The following is a 17,819-nucleotide window of genomic DNA, read 5'->3' on the forward strand; positions in this document are numbered from 1 at the left end:
CGTCTCGCCGAACGGGCACCGCACGGGGTGCATTCTCGCCGAGACGATGCACGTTCGAGGCGGCCGCGGGAGGAGTCGGTGGCCGCGGTTAGGGTGGAGGCATGCCCGTGACCGCGACCCCGGATGCGCGCGGTGAGCACATGTGGGACGCGGTGTGGGGGCAGGACGATGCCGTCCGCACTCTCCGCGCCGCCGCCGAAGACCCGGCCGCTCTCACGCACGCGTGGCTCATCGTCGGCCCGCCCGGGTCCGGTCGTTCGACGCTCGCTCGAGCCTTCGCCGCCGCCCTCATCGCGGAGCCGGGGGATGAAGCGGCGGCCCGGCAGGTGCTCGCGGGTACGCACCCCGATCTCACGGCCCTGCGCACCGAGCAGGTCGTCATCCGCATCGATGAGGCGCGGCGACTCGTGGAGCGCGCCTACTTCGCGCCGTCGCTGGGGCGGTATCGCGTCATCGTCGTCGAAGACGCCGACCGCATGACCGAGCGCACCTCCAACGTACTCCTCAAGGCGCTGGAGGAGCCCCCCGAGCACACCATCTGGGTCCTCTGCGCGCCGAGCGACGCGGATCTGCTCCCCACCATCCGTTCGCGCGTGCGCGTCCTCCGGCTCCGCGAACCCGAGATCGCCGACGTCGCCGCCCTCATCTCGCAGCGCACCGGGGTCTCCGCCGAGATCGCCGAGCAGTCCGCCCGCCACGCGCAGCGTCACATCGGCATGGCCCAGCGCCTGGCCACCGATGCCGAGGCCCGCGCACGCCGCGCGGAGACGGTGTCGGCGGTGCTGCGCGTCCGCGGGGTCGGCGACGCCGTCGAGGTCGCCGGCGACATCGTCCGCGTGGCCACCGACGATGCCAAGGCGCTCACCGCTCAGCGCGACGCCGAAGAGCGCGCCGCGCTCCTGCGCACTCTCGGTGTCGCCGAGGGTGCGGCCGTGCCGCCGGCGGTGCGGAGCCAGCTGACGGCCCTCGAAGACGATCAGAAGCGCCGCGCCACGCGGAGCCTCCGCGACGGCATCGACCGCGTGCTCACCGATCTGCAGTCCCTCTACCGCGACGTCGTGGTGCTGCAGTTCGGACGCGGCGACTCCCTCATCAACCGGGAGTACGAGAGCGAGCTGAGAGCCGTCGCTGCGGACTGGTCGCCCGAGCGTACGCTCACCGTCCTCGACCGCATCGCGGAGACGAGAGCGAACCTCGAGCAGAACGTCGCCCCCCTCCTCGCACTGGAGAGCATGCTGCTCACCGTCGCGCTCGGGTTGACCCCGTGAGGCGGTGGCGACGGCTCGCCGCCTCGGCGCTGGTGGTCGCGCTGTCGGCGAGCCTCAGCGCGTGCTTTCTGCTTCCCACCCCGATGCCCAGTCGCACGCCCGACACGAGCGGGGTCAGTGCGGAACTGCTGCCCTATTACGCGCAGGAGCTCGACTGGGCCCGCTGCGAACAGGACCAATTCGACTGCGCCACGGTGCGCGCGCCGCGCGACTGGGCGAATCCGGATGCGGGTGACCTCGATCTCGCGATCATCCGCCAGCGCGCGACCGGCGGCGGGTCGCCGCTCGGGTCGCTCCTGAGCAACCCGGGCGGACCGGGTGTGAGCGGATACGACCTCGTGCGCGACGCCGCCTCGGCCGTCATCTCGCCAGAGGTGGCCGAGCGCTACGACGTCGTCGGCTTCGATCCGCGCGGGGTCGCTCGATCGGCGCCGATCACCTGTCTCGACGCGGAAAGCATGGACCGCTTCCTCTACGACATCCCGCCGGGGACCCGCGGCTCCCCCGAGTGGGAGGAGGCGCTGACCGTGCAGGCGGAGACGTTCGCCGACGCGTGCGAGGCGAACAGCGACGGGATGCTCCCGTACATCAGCACCGACAACGCCGCGCGCGACATGGATCTCCTGCGCGCGGTGCTCGGCGACAGCCACCTCAACTACATCGGCTACTCCTGGGGCACCGCGCTGGGTGCGCGGTACGCGCAGCTGTTTCCCGAACGAGTCGGTCGCGTGGTGCTGGACGGCGCCATCGACCCCGCCGTCCCCGGGTCGGTCGTCGGCGCGGAACAGGCCGTCGGGTTCGAGCGCACGCTCCGGTCGTTCTTCGCCGACTGCGCGGCACAGGAGGACTGCCCCTACGCGGGCGATGTCGACCAGATGCTCGCGGATCTGAACGCTCTGCTGGCCCGCGTCGACCGTCGTCCGATCGCCGGTGCCGACGGGCGCCGGCTCGGGGCGGACACGCTGCTGACGGGGATCATCCAGACGCTGTACTCGCCCGCCACGTGGTCGTGGCTGAGAAGCGGTCTGACCGATCTCGAGGACGGCGACCCCGCCCTGATGTTCCAGGCCGCCGACGCGTACAACGGCCGTGCGGACGGCGGCTATGCGAACAACTCCACCGAGGCCTTCACGGCGTACAACTGCGTCGACTACCCCGACGAGCCCGAGGAAGCGCACGTGGCCGCGGAGGAGCGTGTCCGCTCCGCCGCGCCGACCACGGCCGACTACTGGTTCGGGCCGGATGTGTGCGCCGCCTGGCCGGTCCCGCCGACGGGCGTGCGCGAGCCCGTCTCCGCCGATGGGGCAGCGCCCATCCTCGTCATCGGCTCGACCGGCGACCCGGCGACACCGTACGAGTGGGCCCAGTCGCTCGCCCAGCAGCTCTCATCCGGGGTGCTCATCACGCGCGTCGGGGAGGGGCACACCGGATACAACGCCGGCAGCTTTTGCGTCGACGACGCGGTCGACGCGTACTTCCTCGAGGGCGCCGTCCCCGACCGCGACCTGGTCTGCGAGTGAGTCCGGCCGTGTTCGCGACCCCTGTCGCGAACAGGTAAGATCGGTGATCGTGCATCGCGCGAGCGAGGCGCGCCACCTTAGCTCAGTCGGCAGAGCGATTCACTCGTAATGAATAGGTCAAGGGTTCGATTCCCTTAGGTGGCTCCACTTCCCCCACACCCGGAGTGGACCATGACGAACGCGCTCGAGGCGGTCGTCGAGATCTTCTCGTGGGTCGGAATCGGCGCCGGCGTCCTCCTCGGCGGGATCGCCCTGCTCGTCCTGCTGGCCGATGGCAGGTGGGCGCCCGTGCGCGGATTCATCGAGCACGAACCCGAAGGCGCGGTCATCCGCTGGTTCGATGAGGACGGCGACGTGAACTCCGCCCCGCTGACACCCGAGCAGGTCGCCGCGCTCGGCGACGGCGACGCCGCCGACGTCTACGCCCTCCGGGGGGCTCCGGACCGGATGCGGATTACCCGCCGATCACCGGCGCTGCGGGGCCTCGCGGGGCTGGCAGGCGTCTTCCTCGGGGTCGGGGTGCTCGCCCTCGTCGTGTCGATCGTGCTGCTCTTCGTGGAGTGACCGGATAGCGCGGAGGGATATTGCTAGATAAGCTAGCTATATGTCCGCGCCTCGCACCGCCCCCTCACGCCCCCCGCGATGGCTTCGCGTTCTGCTGCCCGCGGCGCTCATCCTGATCTGGGTCGCCGGGGGCGCCGTCGGAGGCCCGTACTTCGGCAAGGTCGACGAGGTCGCGACGAACGACCAGTCGACCTTCCTTCCGCAGTCCGCCGACGCGACGCAGGTGAACGAGCGCCTGCCCGACTTCCTGGGCGAGGGCAGCATCCCGGCCGTCGTGGTCGTCGAGGGCGGCACCGCGCTGACAGAGGAGCAGCTCACCGACCTGCAGGCGCTGGCGGACGATCTCGCGGCCGTCGAAGGGGTCCTGGACGAGGTGTCGCCGCCCATCGTGAGCGAAGACGGCCAGGCGGTGCAGATCTTCGTGCCGATCGACGGCTCCGGCGAGGTGCGGGAGACGGTTGTCGAACTGCGCGACGTGGTCGCCGCCGACGTTCCGGAGGGGCTCGAGGCGTGGGTCACCGGACCGGCCGGATTCACCGCCGATCTCGCGGAGGGCTTCCTCGGCATCGACGGACTCCTCCTCCTCGTCGCGCTCGGCGCCGTGTTCGTGATCCTCGTGATCGTCTACCGCTCGCCGCTGCTGCCGATCCTCGTCCTCATGACATCCCTGTTCGCGCTGTGCGTGGCCCTGCTGACGGTGTGGTGGCTCACGAAGGCCGAGATCGTGGTGCTCAACGGGCAGGTGCAGGGGATCCTCTTCATCCTCGTGATCGGCGCGGCGACCGATTACGCCCTGCTGTACGTCGCCCGATTCCGTGAGGCGATCGCCGAGGGGCGCGCGAGATGGGACGCGATGTGGCGCGCGTGGCGGGGGGCCTGGGAGCCGATCCTCGCATCGGGCGGCACGGTCATCGCGGGGCTCCTGTGCCTCCTGCTGTCCGATCTCGCGAGCAACCGCGCTCTCGGACCCATCGCCTCCATCGGCATCGTGTTCTCGATGCTGTCGGCCTTGACGTTCCTCCCCGCGCTTCTCGTGGCCTTCGGCAAGGCGGCGTTCTGGCCGTTCATCCCGAAGAGGCCCGCGGCCGAACTCGCGGACGATCTCACCGGGCCCGTCACCGGCGTGTGGGCTCGGCTCGCCCGGTTCCTCACGCGCCGCGCACGCCCGGTGTGGATCGTCAGCACGGTCGTCCTGCTCGTGGGCTGCGTCGGTGTGACCCAGCTCCAGGCCGAGGGGGTCCCGACGAGCGAGTTCGTCCTCGGATACTCCGAGTCGCGCGACGGGCAGCAGGTGCTCGCCGACCACTTCGCCGCCGGATCGGGCAGCCCCGCGTACGTGCTCGCGGGCGAGGGGAAGGCATCCCACGTCCTGGCGGCTCTCGAAGACGCCGACGGTGTCGACAGCGTGTCGATCGTCGTCGAGGACTCGGCCACCGGCCAGGCACCCGTCGCGCTCGAAGACGGCGAGCTTGCCGTCACGGCGCTCGGTCCTCCCGGAACCCCGGCTCCGGAGCCGACGGTGTCGGCTGGCGAGGTCCTGTTCGCGGTGACGCTGTCGGATGCCGCCGACTCGGATGCTGCGGAGCAGACGGTGCGGGAACTGCGCATCACGTTGGCCGACCGCGGTGCGGGTGCGGCGCTCGTCGGCGGTGAGACCGCCATCGACGTCGACACGAACGACACGTCGATCCGCGATCGCACGGTCATCATCCCGGTGATCCTGCTCGTCGTGCTCGTCATCCTCATGCTGCTGCTGCGAGCGATCCTCGCGCCGCTGCTGCTGATCCTGAGCACCGTGCTGTCGTTCGGGACGGCCCTCGGAGTGAGCGCCCTGGTGTTCACCTCTGTGTTCGCGTTCCCCGGCGCCGATCCGGCGGTTCCGCTGTACGGCTTCGTCTTCCTCGTCGCCTTGGGCATCGACTACAACATCTTCTTGATGTCGCGGGTGCGGGAGGAATCGCTCACGCACGGAACCCGCGCGGGCATCCGGCGCGGGTTGGTGTCCACCGGCGGCGTCATCACCTCGGCGGGTCTCGTGCTCGCGGCGACCTTCGCGGCGCTCGGGGTCATCCCGATCCTGTTCCTCTCCCAGATCGCGTTCATCGTCGCGTTCGGCGTGCTGCTGGACACGTTCATCGTGCGCTCCCTCCTCGTGCCGGCACTCGGTCTCGATATCGGACGGGCGATCTGGTGGCCGTCGAAGCGGCTGTGGCGCGAGGGCCCCGAGACGGGTGGCGGAGCCGCGGCCGGGAGCGCTCCCCACGACACGAACTCAGGCTCCGAGCTCGCCGCAGCCCCGACACGCCGATCGCTGCGGCGGCGGTGACCGAGCCTGCCTGAGTACGTGCACGGGGGAGGGGTGGATCGAGAAGTCGTGGTTGCCGTCGCCGGCCTGCGCTAGACACGGAGGGTGACAGCAAAGCGACCCTCGCCGTGATCGACCGCACCGCACTGGCGGACTTCCTCCGGCATCGGCGCGAGTCGCTGCAGCCGGAGGACGTCGGGCTCTCGCGGGGCCCCCGTCGGCGCACGCGCGGGCTTCGCCGCGAGGAAGTCGCCGCCCTCGCCCACATGTCGACGGACTACTACGCCCGGCTCGAACGCGCCACCGGGCCGCAACCGTCCGAGCAGATGATCGCATCCATCGCGCAGGGTCTCCATCTGTCGCTCGATGAGCGCGACCACGTCTTCCGCCTCGCCGGTCACCGTCCGCCGGTCCGAGGCTCCTCCAGCGATCACATCAGCCCGGGGTTGCTGCGGATCTTCGATCGCCTCAGCGACACGCCCGCCGAGATCGTGTCCGAACTGGGCGAGAGTCTTCGTCAGACGCCGTTGAGCATCGCCCTCACGGGCGACAGCTCGCGGTACACCGGCTCGGCGCGCAGCTTCCCCTACCGGTGGTTCGCCGACCCGGCGGTGCGTGCGGTCTACGCGCCGGAGGACCACACGCGGATGTCGCGCTTGTACGCCTCGGGGCTGCGGGAGCTCGTCGCCGCGCAGGGCCCGGCGTCCCGCGCCGCGCAGCTCGCGGAGGCGCTCCAGCGCGAGAGCCCGGAATTCCGCGCGTTGTGGGACACGCAAGAGGTGGGCGTGCGGCCGACCGAGCTGAAGCGCTTCCGGCATCCGGCCGTCGGCGCCCTCGAGCTGTACTGCCAGACGCTGCTGGATCCGGATCAGTCCCATCGGCTGCTCGTCTACACGGCGGTGCCGGGGAGCGAGAGCTACGAGAAACTGCAGTTGCTCGCGGTTGTCGGCGCCGAGCGGATTCTCGCCTGACCCGCCGACGCTGATCCGGGAGCCGTGGATCGTCAGGTCCTGGATGCCGCGGACCCGGCGTTCGAGCATGGAGGGACAGGTCGCCACAGCGACTCCCGACACGAAGGAACCCCGCATGCCTCGTCGATACGACATTCCCCTCCCCGATCTGACCGGCACGCGCGCGGTCGTCACGGGCGCGAGCGACGGGATCGGCGCGGTGCTCGCCCGCCGGCTCGCCCAGGCGGGCGCGGAGGTGATCCTGCCCGTGCGATCCGAGGCCAAGGGCGCGGCCGTGATCGACGCCATCCGCCGGCAGGTCCCCGGTGCGGCCGTGACGCCACGGCCGCTGGATCTCGCTTCGCTCGACTCCGTGTCGCGGTTCGCCGCGGGGCTGGTCTCCGAGGGCCGGCCCATCCACCTCCTGATCAACAACGCGGGCGTGATGCGTCCGCCGCAGCGACAGGAGACCTCCGACGGCTTCGAACTGCAGTTCGGCGTCAATCATCTGGGCCATTTCGCGCTGACGCTGGGGCTTCTGCCGCTGCTGCGCGAGGGGCGGGCGCGGGTCACTTCGCAGACCAGCGTCGCCGCGCGGCGGGGGAGTGTCGCCTGGGACGACCCCGACTCCGAGCGCAGCTACGACGTCATGAAGGCGTACGCCTCGTCGAAGATCGCGGTGGGACTGTTCGCCCGCGAGCTCGACGCCCGCAGCAGAGCCGCCGGATGGGGCATCTCCAGCAACCTCGCACACCCGGGGATCTCCCCCACGAACCTCCTCGCCGCACAGCCCGGAATGGGGCGGCGCCGGCCGTCGCCGGCGCGGCGGGTGATCGGGCTGCTGTCGTGGCTCGGCGTCGCCGGTACCCCCGAGAGTGCGGCCCTGCCGGCGCTCCTGGCCGCCACCGATCCCCGGGCGGCGGGTGATGAGTTCTACGGCCCCGCGCGGACGGTCGGCGGGCCGCCGACGCGGCAGGAACTGTGGGGGCCGCTGTGGAGCAGAGACGACGCCCGACGCGTCTGGGAGCTCTCCGAGCGGATGCTGTCCTCCACCGCGTACGCTCCCTCCGCTCTCGGCTGACCACACGCGGCCTCCGCCGACGGCCGCAGGTACGCTCGGAGCATGACGCGCGCCCTGTTCATCGTCGACGTGCAGAACGACTTCACCGAGCGCGGTGCGCTGGGGGTCGCCGGCGGCGACGAGGTCGCCGCGCGCATCACGCGCTTCCTCGCCGCGCACGCGGACGACTACGCCCTCGTCGTCGCGTCACGGGATTGGCACGACGGCGACAACGACAACGGCGGGCATTTCTCGGACACCCCCGACTTCGTCGACACGTGGCCGGTGCACTGCGTCGCGGGAACGTTCGGCGCCGAGTACGACGAGGTCTTCGACACGGCCGGCATCACCCATCACCTCAAGAAGGGGCAGGGGAAGCCGGCGTACTCCCTGTTCGAGGGGGTCGGCGACGACGGCGAGACGGCGACGCAGCTGCTGGAAGACCACCGCATCCGCGATATCGACGTGGTCGGGCTCGCGACGGACTACTGCGTCCGCGCATCGGCGCTGGACGCGCTCGCCGCCGGGCGTCGTGTCCGCGTGTTCACCGACCTCGTTGCGGGGGTGCATCCCGAATCGAGCGCCGCAGCGCTCGAGGAGATCCGCGCCGCGGGTGGCGAGGTCGTCGAGTCCGCACGCTGATCGCCGTGGCCGGTCGCGACATCCGCCCCTGGTGGGAGTCGGAGGGGGCGGGGTGGGGGGCCGCCCTCGCCCTCAGCATCGGGGTGATGGCCGTGGTCGCCTCGGTCAGCGCCGACCTGCTCTTCACCGACGGCGACTCGCTGATCGTCGCGATGGTCGCGCGCTCCCTCGCTCTCGGCGAGCCGCAGGACTGGGCTCTGTCGCCCGTGCTGTTCCTTCCCGAGACCGTCCTCTACGCGGTGCTGTCGCTCCTGGGCCTCGGCATGCGGGCGACGCTGCTCCTCAACGGTATCGTGAACCTCCTCGCCCTCTACGGGGCGCTGCGCGTGGTGAGCGGTCGCCGGGGTCCCGGCCGCGCGCCCGTGGCCGGGGCGCTCGCGGCCTTCACGGTGCTCGCCGTGCTTGCGGTGCTGGAGGGCACCGCGAGGCGCGACGGCGCGCAGTTCGTGACCCTGTTCACCACGACGACGTACTACTCGGCCACCGTGGTCGCCATGATCTTGAGCGTCGGGATCGTCGCACGGGCCTTCGCGCGCGACACCGCGACGCCGTGGGGGGCGGGTGCGCTCCTCGCGGTGATCTCCGCCGTGTCGGTGCTGTCCAATCCGCTGTTCGCGGCCTGGGCGACCCTCCCTCTCGTGCTCGTCCTGAGCGTGCTCGCGATCGCGCGGCGGAGCGGGTGGCCCGGGACGCTCATCCTCGGCGGAGGGCTCGTGGCCGGGGCGATCGGAGGATATGCCGCACGCGGCATCTTCGCCGGGACGATCGTCGCCCAGAGCGGCAACTACCTGCGATTCGGCGAGCTCGGACGCTCGGCGGGTGCGTACGGCCAGGCCCTCGCGGATCTGTTCTCCCGCGTCAACGGCGTCGTCTGGCTGCTGATCGTCGCGGCGCTGTGGCTCGGATGCCTGCCCCTGCTCACCCGGGCGTGGCGGGGCCGGGACCTCTCGGGCGCCTTCGTCGCGCTCGTCGCCCTCGGCGGGACACTCGTGCTGACGGTCGGGGCTTTCCTCCTCGGGACGGATGCGGTGCGCTACCTGCAGCCGTGGCTGTTCCTGCCTGTGGCCGCCCTGGCGCACGCGGTCGCCGCGCGGCCGGCTCCCGCTCTCCGCCGCCGCGCGGGAGGGCAAGCGGTGGCGATCGTGGCCGCGATCATCGCTGTCGTCGCGGTCCCCGTCGCGGTCGCGGCCGCGACAGCCCGCGACGACGATCTCGACTGCGTCGTGCAGTGGGTCGACGCCTCCGGGCGCACGGGGGCCGGGCAGTTCTGGACCGTGCGTGCGCCGAAGGCCCATCTGGACGACCCGAGGCAGCTCATCCAGGTCGACCACACCCTCCGCGTGTACACCTGGCTGACCAATCGCGCCGACGCGGACGACGACGCCGCCGTCACCTTCCTCGTCACGGATGCGGCGACATACCCGTTCGACCCGCCCGCGGGCGTCGTCCTCGGCGACGCCGAGACGGTCGGATGCGGCCGCTACACGATCCTCGACTTCGGCGACCGGATGCTTCCGCTGGGACCGCCGCGCGACTGAGGCGAGGGCGCCGTCATGTGCGTGCGAGGGCGCGGATGTCGTCCTCGAACTCACTCAGCGCCGCCGCGGTGACCGTGGGACGAGTGGCGGCGATGGCCTCCAGGTAGGCCACGGTGTCGAGATCCGCCGCCCCCACCGCATCCGCGGGGGCGCCGCCGACGACGCGCTCGAACGCCGCTTGCGAAGCCGAACGTGCGGCGAACTCGATATCCGCCGGCGAGAAGCGTTCGCTGGCCTGCGCGAGGACCGCCAGGTCGACGGCCTCGGCCGACAGCGGCACGTAGCGGCGCCAGATCGACTGCCGCGCCTCGAGGTCGGGGAGCCCGATCGGGAGGACGTAATCGAACCGTCCGTGACGAAGGAATGCCGGATCGAGGTTGCGGATGAAGTTCGTCGCGCACACCAGCAGCCGCCCTTCGCGCTCGCGGAAGAGAGGAATGGACTTCAACATCTCGTTCGTCGCCGCCTGCTGCAGCGGTGAGGCCGCCCGGTCGCGCCGCGAGGCGATCTCATCGACCTCGTCGATGAACACGACGGCGTGCTCCAGACCGGCGATCTCCACGAACCGGGAGCGCAGCGCGTTCGCCAGCCCGCCGCTCTCGCCGGCCAGACGGGAGGGGTGCAGCTCGACGAACGGCCACCCCAGCCGGCTCGCGATCGCGCGGGCGAACGTCGACTTGCCGGTGCCGGGCGGGCCGAACAGCATGGCGGCGCGCGGCGGGCGCACGCCGAGCTGGTCGGCGAGGTCTGCGCGGGCGAGGGGCAGGATGAGGCGGGACTCGACCAGGCGCTTCGCCGCGCTCATCCCGGCCAGCTCGCGCCAGAGCGTGCGGGGAAGCAGCGACGCACCCAGGCGGGTGAGCGGCTCGAGATCGGACCGGTGGACGGCGATCCGCCGCTCGAAGTAGCGCAGGGTCGTCTCCGGCGAGAACTCGCTGTTCTCGAAGGCGCGCAGGCGCGTCTCCGACTGAGGAAGCAGCGCGCAGATGCGCGAGACGCCGCGCGCGATCAACCGTTCCTCCAGACCGCCCAGGAGTGCGCTCCCGAGCCCCTGGTCACGCCGGCTGGGATCCTGCGCCAGCAGCATGATCCACGCGCGATCGTCCTCGACGCGGGCGACTGCCGCGCCGAGGACCGCGGAGCCGTGCGTGATCACGACTCCCAGTCCGTCCTCGCACGCCGCGACGATCTCGGCGAGCGTGTAGACCGGATCGTCCTGACCGCTCGTCCACTCCTGCCAGACGCGTACGACACCCTCGAGATACTCGGGGCGATAGTCCCGCGCACGCCATGCCGGCGTCCACGTGGACGACCCCGGGAGAGCGAGAGGCCGGGTCTCCGACGGGACGCTCACGGATACAGCCCTCGGATGCGGTGCGCTTCGGCCACGCGGGACACCGCGATCGCCGTCGCCGCCGCGCGCAGGGTGACATCGTTGTCCCGCGCCGTCTCGGTGACCAGGTGCCAGCCCGCGAGCATCCGTTCTTCCAGGCGCTCCTCGACCTGCTGCGTCGACCACCAGTACGCCTGGTTCGCCTGCACCCACTCGAAGTAGCTCACGACCACGCCGCCGGCGTTCGCGAGGATGTCGGGGACGACGAGCACGTCGCGATCGCGCAGGATCTCGTCGGCGTCCGGAGTCGTCGGTCCGTTCGCCCCCTCGACGACGATGCGCGCGCGAACCGCATGCGCGTTATCGGCGGTGAGGACACCCTCGATCGCACAGGGGAGGAGCACGTCGACGTCGGCGGTGAGCAGCTCGGCCGGGTCGATCGCCTCCGCTCCCGGAAAAGCCCGGACCGAGCCCGTCGCCCGCACGTGATCAGCGAGGGCAGCCACGTCGATCCCGGCGGTGTTGAGGAGGGCGCCGTACTGGTCGCTGACGGCGCGGATCGCCACGCCGGATCCGGCGAGCAGGCGGGCGACGCCCGCTCCGACCTTGCCGAATCCCTGGATGGCCGCGCTCGCGCGAGATGCGCGGAGCCCGCGGCTCTCGAGGGCGGCCAGCGCGATCCGCGCGACCCCGAGCGACGTGGACTGGGTTCGTCCCCGCGAGCCGCCGATCTGCAGCGGCTTCCCGGTCACGACCCCCGGGACGGTGTATCCGCGGCTGACGGATACCGTGTCCATCATCCACGCCATGGTCTGCTCGTCGGTGCCGATGTCCGGCGCGGGGATGTCGCGTTCGGGGCCGATGAAGCCGGCCAGCTCCGACGTGTAGCGACGGGTGACCCGTTCCAGCTCGGCGGGGGAGTGCGTCCGAGGGTCGATCGCCACACCGCCCTTCGCGCCGCCGTACGGGATGTCCACCAGGGCGCACTTCCACGTCATCCACATCGCGAGGGCGCGGACCTCGTCGAGGTCGACGCCCGGAGCGAACCGCACGCCGCCCTTCGCCGGACCTCGGGAGAGATTGTGCTGGACGCGATAGCCCTGGTACAGCGCGATCCTCCCGTCATCTCGCCGGAGCGGCACGCTCACCGCCATCTCGCGACGGGGATGCGCGAGGAGCGCGGAAAGCCCCTCGGAGATGCCGAGGAAATCTGCCGCCTCGGAGAGCTGGCGGCGCGCGGCGGCGAGCGGGGAGTCGGCGCGCATCGTGAGCGGGGTCACCGGGGCGCCCTCAGTTGTAGCCGAGGACCACGAAGGTCCCCGTCGCCGGCGGCGCGGGGCGCGGGCCGGACGGAGAATCGGGGCGCGGTCGCGGAGCTTCGGTCGGATGCAGCTGGGTCATCATCGATCCCTCGAAGTCGTCGTGCGGTGAACGAGAACGACCCCATCGTGGCCCGCCCATCCATGCGACAAAAGCGACTAATGGTCATCGGTATTCATCGATCACGGCGATCAGTGGTCGCAGCGGTGCCGCGTCGGGACCGGGCCGGAGGCGCGCTCCGCGTTTCTTTTACGTGCGCGAAACAACAGCCCGGACGCCGCGAAAAACCGGCGGGGTTCCCGCGGTCGGGCCCGCGCGGTCGAGGCGGGGCTTGCAGAAATGTGCACGACGCACACGCGCCGGCGCCAGAGCACCGTCACTTTGCACAGCGAGAGCGGGAGCCCCCTCGTAGCATCGCCCCATTCAACGTGCAGGAGGCATGAAGTGACTAGCTACAGGGTGTCCATGGACATCGGCGGGACGTTCACCGACATCGTGACGTTCGACGAGACGACGCGTGAATTCCGCGCGACCAAGGCGTCGACCACTCCCGGTCACCTCAGCAAGGGTGTGCTGAGCGGGCTCGAGTCGATCATCGATGATCTGGCCGACATCGACTTTCTCGTCCACGGCACGACGCAGGGCCTGAACGCGTTCCTGGAGCGTCGCGGCGTGCGCGTCCTCCTGCTCGCGACCGATGGGGTCCAGGACGTCTACCACATCGCCCGCGGGCCGCGTCATCGCCTCTATGACGCGCAATACCGCAAGCCCGAACCGCTGGTCGAGCGCAAGGATGTCGTCGGCATCCCCGGGCGCTTCCAGTACGACGGCAGCGAGCTGACGCCGCTGGACGAATCCGCCGTCCGGGCCGCCGCGCAGCGGGCCAAGGAAGAGGGCTACGGGGCCGTCGCGGTCGGCTACCTCTTCAGCTACCGCAACCCCGCGCACGAACTGCGCACCCGCGAGATCCTCCGCGAGGTGCTCGGCGATGACTTCACCGTGTCGCTCTCGCATGAGGCGGCGAAAGAATGGCGTGAGTACGAGCGCACCTCCTCCGCCGTCATCGAGGCGTACACCGGGCCCGTGGTGCGCTCCTATCTCCTCGACCTGGAAGACCAGCTGACCGAGCGCGGCGTCGACGCGCCGCTGCACATCATGCAGTCCTCGGGCGGAGTCCTCACCGCGAAGTCGGCGCGGGAGCGACCGCTGCAGACCCTGCTGTCCGGCCCCGTCGGCGGCGCCATCGGCGGCGAGGCGCTCACGCACATCGTGGGCAACAAGAACCTCATCGGCGTCGACATGGGCGGCACCTCCTTCGACGTCTCCCTCGTCGTCGACGGAACGCCCGACGTCTCCACCGAGGCCGTGCTCGAGGGCCTGCCGATGCTCATGAGCATCGTCAACATCCACACCATCGGAGCCGGCGGCGGTTCCGTCGCCTGGATCGAGGCCGGCGGCCTCCGCGTGGGTCCGCGATCCGCCGGTGCCCAGCCGGGGCCGGCGTGCTACGGGCGCGGGGGGACGGAGCCGACCGTCACCGACGCCAACTTCATCCTCGGCCGCGTGGACGCCGACAATTTCGCCGGCGGTCAGATGCGCCTGGACCGCGACGCGGCAGTGCGTGCCCTCGAGAGCGTGGGGGCGCAGCTCGGCTACGACGTCGTCCAGATGGCCGAGGGCATCTGCAACGTCGCCAACTCGCAGATGGCGCAGGCCATCCGCACCATCACGATCTCGCGCGGCATCGAGCCGCGCGACTTCTCGCTCGTCGCCTTCGGTGGCGCGGGGCCCATGCACGCGGTGTTCCTCGCCAAGGAGCTCGGAATCAAGGAGACCATCGTCCCGCGCTTCCCCGGCGCCTTCTCGGCGTGGGGGATGCTGCAGGGCGACATCCGGCGCGACTTCACCGAGCCGTACTACTTCCTCGACGAGGACATCGACACGACCGACATGAGCCGCGTGCTGCGCGCCGTCGAGGCCGAAGCGCTCCACTCCCTCGAGAGCGAGGGTGTACCGGCGGCGAGCCGCTTCGCGCAGCACTCCGTCGACGTGCGGTACCTCGGCCAGGAGTACTTCCTCACCGTCCCGCTCGAAAGTGCCGATGAGCCGCTGCGAAGCGGATTCCTCGACTCTCTCGGGGCGCGGTTCGCCACGGCGTACGAGGCCCGCTACGGACACTCGACGCTGGGCGCGCCGATCGAGATCGTGACCCTTCGCACCCGCGTCGTGGGAGAGCTCGAGGGCGTGAGCGCCTTCACCGTCGACGCGGCGACCTCGCCCGAGTTCGCGCACGAGATCCGCAAGGTGATCTTCGACGGTCGGGAACTCGACACGATCGTGACCGAGCGTGACGGCCTCCGCGGTGGGCACTCCTTCACCGGGCCCGCGATCGTCATCGAGCCCACGGCGACCACGGTCGTCCCTCCGGGCTTCCGGGTCGACGTCGACGCCCACGGATCGCTTCTCATCACCAACCTCGAAATCGAAAGTGAGGCCTGACATGGCATCCACCGTTCTGGACCCCACGGTCACGGTCGACCCTGTCACCGTCGAGATCCTCCGCAACGCCCTGACGAGCGCCGCTGAGGACATGAATGCCACCCTCATCCGGTCGGCGTACTCGATGATCATCTACGAAGGCGGCGACTGCGTGGTCGCCCTGCTGGACCAGAACCACCAGGTGCTGGGTCAGTCGGCGGGCCTGCCGCTGTTCCTCGGGAACATCGAGACGTGTTCCAAGGCGGTCGAGGAGAAGTACGGGCGCGACGTGTGGCGCGAGGACGACGTCTGGATCCTCAACGACTCGTACATCGGCGGCACGCACCTCAACGACGTCACGATCTTCGCCCCGGTCTTCGTCGACGGCGTGCTCGTGGGCTTCTCCGCCACCCGCGCCCACTGGATGGACGTGGGCGGCAAGGACGTCGGGGCGTCGATGGACTCGATCGACATCTTCCAGGAGGGCTTCCGGATGGGCCCGGTCAAGCTCCTCGAAGCCGGCGTCGAGACCGACGTCGTCGAACTCATCCAGACCAACACGCGCTTCCCGTACCAGACCATCGGCGACATGCACGCGATGGTGGCCGCCCTCCGAATGGGGACCGTGCGGATGCAGGAGCTCGTGCGCAAGTACGGTCTCGAGGTCATCGAGGCAGCCCGCGACGAGATCTTCCGCCAGACCGAGGAGCTCGAGCTCGAGCGCGTGCGCCAGATCCCCGACGGCGTCTACACCGCCGAGGGCGTGCTCGACAACGACGGCATCAACCTCGACACCCCGATCCCGATCAAGCTCAAGGTCACCGTGTCGGGCAACCAGATCGAGTTCGACGTGACGGAGTCGGCCGATCAGACCCAGGGCCCCGTGAACTGCGGTGTGGCCCAGGCGATCTCCGCGCTGCGCGTCGGGTACAAGATCCTGGTGAGCCCCGAGACCAACTCCAACGGCGGGTCCTTCCGGCCGCTCACGGTCAAGGTGCGCGAGGGATCGGTGCTCGGTGCCGTGGCCCCGGCCGCCTGCCAGTGGTACTTCTCCCACCTCGGGATGCTGATCGACATGGTCTCGCGCGCCCTCGCGCCGGCTCTGCCCGACCGCGTCGCCGCGGCCAGTCATGGTGACTCGATGATCATCACCAGTGCCGGCTTCGACCCGCGGGTCGGACGCAACTGGGTCTCGATGGAGGCGACCCTCGGCGGTTGGGGCGCGTGGGAGGGAGAGGACGGCGAGTCCGCCCTCATCAACAACGTCAACGGCTCGCTGCAGGACTTCCCCATCGAGATGGTGGAGACCAAGTGGCCCTTCCGCATCCGCGAGTACTCGATCCGCACCGACTCGGGCGGCGCGGGGCAGTGGCGCGGGGGCAACGGCGTCATCCGTGAGTACGAGTTCCTCGCCGACGGCGTGGTGGGGCTGTGGTTCGAGCGCTCCAAGACCCCGGCGTGGGGCCTGTTCGAGGGCAACGACGCGGTCGGGCCCGAGGTCATCGTCAACCCCGGCAAGCCCGACGAGCTTCGCACGCTCAAGATCAACGCGCACCCGGCGAAGAAGGGCACGATCGTGCGACTCACCGTGGGCGGCGGCGGCGGCTACGGCGACCCGAGCAAGCGCGACCACGATGCGGTCCGCTACGACGTCGAGAACGGCTATGTCTCGGCCGAGCGGGCACTCGCCGACTACGGCTACACGCACTCCTCCTGAAATCACCCGAAAAAACACTCAAGAGAAACGGCACTGCCATGAAAAAGAAGTACCTCGCACTTCCCGGGCTCCTTCTCGCCTCCGCCGCTGTGCTCGCCGGTTGCAGCGGCGCAGCCCCCGAGCCGGCCGCCGGCGGTGACGACGAGGCGCTGAGCATCGGCTTCTTCGGCTTCGCCGCAGCGAACTCCTTCGCGCAGGGCGTCTACGACGGCGTCGAAGCCGCCGCCGAAGAGTACGGCGCCACGTCCGAGTTCGTCGACTCGAACTTCGACGGACAGCTCCAGGCCCAGCAGATCACCGACGCGACCACGTCGGGCCAGTACGACATCATCATCATCCAGGCCAACGACAACCTCGTCGTGCAGAAGCCGCTCGAAGACGCCATCGCGGCCGGCATCACCGTGGTCGTGGAGTTCACCGCGGTGGGCCCCGACTTCGAGACCGTCGATCCGCAGATCGAGGGCGCGATCTCCATCGTCGACCCGGCCGTGGTGAACGGCGAGAAGCTCGGCGAGATGGGCCTGCTCGCGTGTGAAGAGGCCGGCGCCGACCCGTGCCAGGTGGGATACATGGAGGGCTTCCGCGCCCTGCCGCTGGACAACGCCCGCACCAAGGCCGTGGTGGACACCCTGACCGCCGGCGGCGCCGAGGTCGTGGCGCAGGTCGAGGGCGGGTACACCGCCGACGCCGGTCAGGCAGCTTTCCAGGACATCATCACCGCGAACCCGGACGTGGATGTCGTGATCGGGTCGTCGCAGGCGGTCGGCGGTGCACGCCTCGCGGCGGGTGCCGACAGCGACGTCAAGTTCATCGGCAACGGATCGTCGAAGCAGGCCGTGCAGGCAGTCCTCGACGGTGACTGGTTCGCCGCGTACGCGCTCGACGTCTACCTCAACGGCTTCACCGCCGCGGAGCTGGGCATCCAGAAGCACAACGGTGAGGACGTCGAGGTCGCCATCTCCGAGGCCGACCTGACCCCCAGCAAGGGAATCGGCACGGCCGAGAACCTGAAGGACTTCGTCGCCACCTACGACGACTGATCCTGCCCGCGTCGACGGGGCCCGCTGCGGCGGGTCCCGTCGACCGGTCATCCGCGTCCGCATCCGCAAGGGGGAAACAGTGAC

The 17,819-nt window shown here is 70.5% G+C and carries 13 protein-coding genes and 1 tRNA gene; 12 read left to right on the top strand and 2 right to left on the bottom strand.

Annotated features, from left to right (window positions below):
• Window positions 1–101 precede the first annotated feature (101 nt).
• The 9 genes from ACTU3I_RS08175 (at window position 102) to ACTU3I_RS08215 (ending at window position 9,847) form a co-directional block, all read left to right on the top strand.
• Window positions 102–1,268: a DNA polymerase III subunit delta' gene (locus ACTU3I_RS08175; protein WP_442925165.1), complete on the top strand. Its 1,167-nt coding sequence runs from the start codon at window positions 102–104 to the stop codon at window positions 1,266–1,268.
• Window positions 1,265–2,788 (top strand): alpha/beta hydrolase, encoded by a 1,524-nt coding sequence (locus ACTU3I_RS08180; RefSeq protein ID WP_442925166.1) that lies wholly within the window; start codon window positions 1,265–1,267, stop codon window positions 2,786–2,788. Before ACTU3I_RS08175 ends, ACTU3I_RS08180 begins: the two co-directional genes overlap by 4 nt.
• A 71-nt stretch (window positions 2,789–2,859) precedes the next feature.
• Window positions 2,860–2,935: transfer RNA gene (locus ACTU3I_RS08185), tRNA-Thr, on the top strand.
• A gap of 24 nt (window positions 2,936–2,959) precedes the next feature.
• On the top strand, window positions 2,960–3,352 hold the full coding sequence (locus ACTU3I_RS08190; protein WP_442925167.1) for a hypothetical protein: 393 nt from the start codon (window positions 2,960–2,962) through the stop codon (window positions 3,350–3,352).
• Between the two features lie 40 nt (window positions 3,353–3,392).
• Window positions 3,393–5,678: an MMPL family transporter gene (locus ACTU3I_RS08195; protein ID WP_442925168.1), complete on the top strand. Its 2,286-nt coding sequence runs from the start codon at window positions 3,393–3,395 to the stop codon at window positions 5,676–5,678.
• A 107-nt stretch (window positions 5,679–5,785) separates the two neighbouring features.
• Window positions 5,786–6,628: a helix-turn-helix transcriptional regulator gene (locus tag ACTU3I_RS08200; RefSeq protein ID WP_442925169.1), complete on the top strand. Its 843-nt coding sequence runs from the start codon at window positions 5,786–5,788 to the stop codon at window positions 6,626–6,628.
• Between the two features lie 115 nt (window positions 6,629–6,743).
• Window positions 6,744–7,688 carry an SDR family oxidoreductase gene (locus tag ACTU3I_RS08205; protein WP_442925170.1) on the top strand — a complete coding sequence of 315 codons (945 nt, stop codon included), beginning with the start codon at window positions 6,744–6,746 and terminating at the stop codon, window positions 7,686–7,688.
• A gap of 42 nt (window positions 7,689–7,730) precedes the next feature.
• Window positions 7,731–8,309: an isochorismatase family protein gene (locus ACTU3I_RS08210; protein ID WP_442925171.1), complete on the top strand. Its 579-nt coding sequence runs from the start codon at window positions 7,731–7,733 to the stop codon at window positions 8,307–8,309.
• Between the two features lie 5 nt (window positions 8,310–8,314).
• Window positions 8,315–9,847 (top strand): hypothetical protein, encoded by a 1,533-nt coding sequence (locus ACTU3I_RS08215; protein WP_442925172.1) that lies wholly within the window; start codon window positions 8,315–8,317, stop codon window positions 9,845–9,847.
• A 13-nt stretch (window positions 9,848–9,860) separates the two neighbouring features.
• Here the strand turns inward: ACTU3I_RS08215 and ACTU3I_RS08220 are convergent, their stop codons facing one another.
• Both ACTU3I_RS08220 and ACTU3I_RS08225 read right to left on the bottom strand, forming a co-directional pair.
• Entirely contained in the window at window positions 9,861–11,201 is a 1,341-nt protein-coding gene (locus ACTU3I_RS08220; protein ID WP_442925173.1) for an ATP-binding protein, read from the bottom strand.
• On the bottom strand, window positions 11,198–12,445 hold the full coding sequence (locus ACTU3I_RS08225) for a Glu/Leu/Phe/Val family dehydrogenase (protein ID WP_442925311.1): 1,248 nt from the start codon (window positions 12,443–12,445) through the stop codon (window positions 11,198–11,200). The genes ACTU3I_RS08220 and ACTU3I_RS08225 overlap by 4 nt, the downstream gene beginning before the upstream one ends.
• Before the next feature lie 520 nt (window positions 12,446–12,965).
• Here ACTU3I_RS08225 and ACTU3I_RS08230 point away from each other — a divergent pair.
• Genes ACTU3I_RS08230 through ACTU3I_RS08240 form a run of 3 tightly spaced genes read left to right on the top strand, consistent with a single transcriptional unit; the run spans window position 12,966 to window position 17,735 of the window.
• Entirely contained in the window at window positions 12,966–14,999 is a 2,034-nt protein-coding gene (locus tag ACTU3I_RS08230) for a hydantoinase/oxoprolinase family protein (RefSeq protein WP_442925174.1), read from the top strand.
• 1 nt (window position 15,000) lies between these two features.
• A complete protein-coding gene (locus ACTU3I_RS08235; protein WP_442925175.1) occupies window positions 15,001–16,695 on the top strand; it encodes a hydantoinase B/oxoprolinase family protein in 1,695 nt (564 codons plus the stop codon).
• A gap of 38 nt (window positions 16,696–16,733) precedes the next feature.
• Entirely contained in the window at window positions 16,734–17,735 is a 1,002-nt protein-coding gene (locus ACTU3I_RS08240; protein WP_442925176.1) for a sugar ABC transporter substrate-binding protein, read from the top strand.
• The last annotated feature ends 84 nt before the right edge of the window (window positions 17,736–17,819 follow it).

Source organism: Microbacterium sp. RD1 (assembly GCF_052220165.1).
GTDB lineage: Bacteria > Actinomycetota > Actinomycetes > Actinomycetales > Microbacteriaceae > Microbacterium.

What these genes read in the sequence shown, in the direction of transcription:
- ACTU3I_RS08240 (WP_442925176.1), top strand. Translation starts at nt 16,734, where the DNA reads ATGAAAAAGAAGTACCTCGCACTTCCCGGGCTCCTTCTCGCCTCCGCC.
- ACTU3I_RS08190 (WP_442925167.1), top strand. Translation starts at nt 2,960, where the DNA reads ATGACGAACGCGCTCGAGGCGGTCGTCGAGATCTTCTCGTGGGTCGGA.
- ACTU3I_RS08230 (WP_442925174.1), top strand. Translation starts at nt 12,966, where the DNA reads ATGGACATCGGCGGGACGTTCACCGACATCGTGACGTTCGACGAGACG.
- ACTU3I_RS08195 (WP_442925168.1), top strand. Translation starts at nt 3,393, where the DNA reads ATGTCCGCGCCTCGCACCGCCCCCTCACGCCCCCCGCGATGGCTTCGC.
- ACTU3I_RS08175 (WP_442925165.1), top strand. Translation starts at nt 102, where the DNA reads ATGCCCGTGACCGCGACCCCGGATGCGCGCGGTGAGCACATGTGGGAC.
- ACTU3I_RS08235 (WP_442925175.1), top strand. Translation starts at nt 15,001, where the DNA reads ATGGCATCCACCGTTCTGGACCCCACGGTCACGGTCGACCCTGTCACC.
- ACTU3I_RS08210 (WP_442925171.1), top strand. Translation starts at nt 7,731, where the DNA reads ATGACGCGCGCCCTGTTCATCGTCGACGTGCAGAACGACTTCACCGAG.
- ACTU3I_RS08225 (WP_442925311.1), bottom strand. Translation starts at nt 12,445, where the DNA reads ATGCGCGCCGACTCCCCGCTCGCCGCCGCGCGCCGCCAGCTCTCCGAG.
- ACTU3I_RS08205 (WP_442925170.1), top strand. Translation starts at nt 6,744, where the DNA reads ATGCCTCGTCGATACGACATTCCCCTCCCCGATCTGACCGGCACGCGC.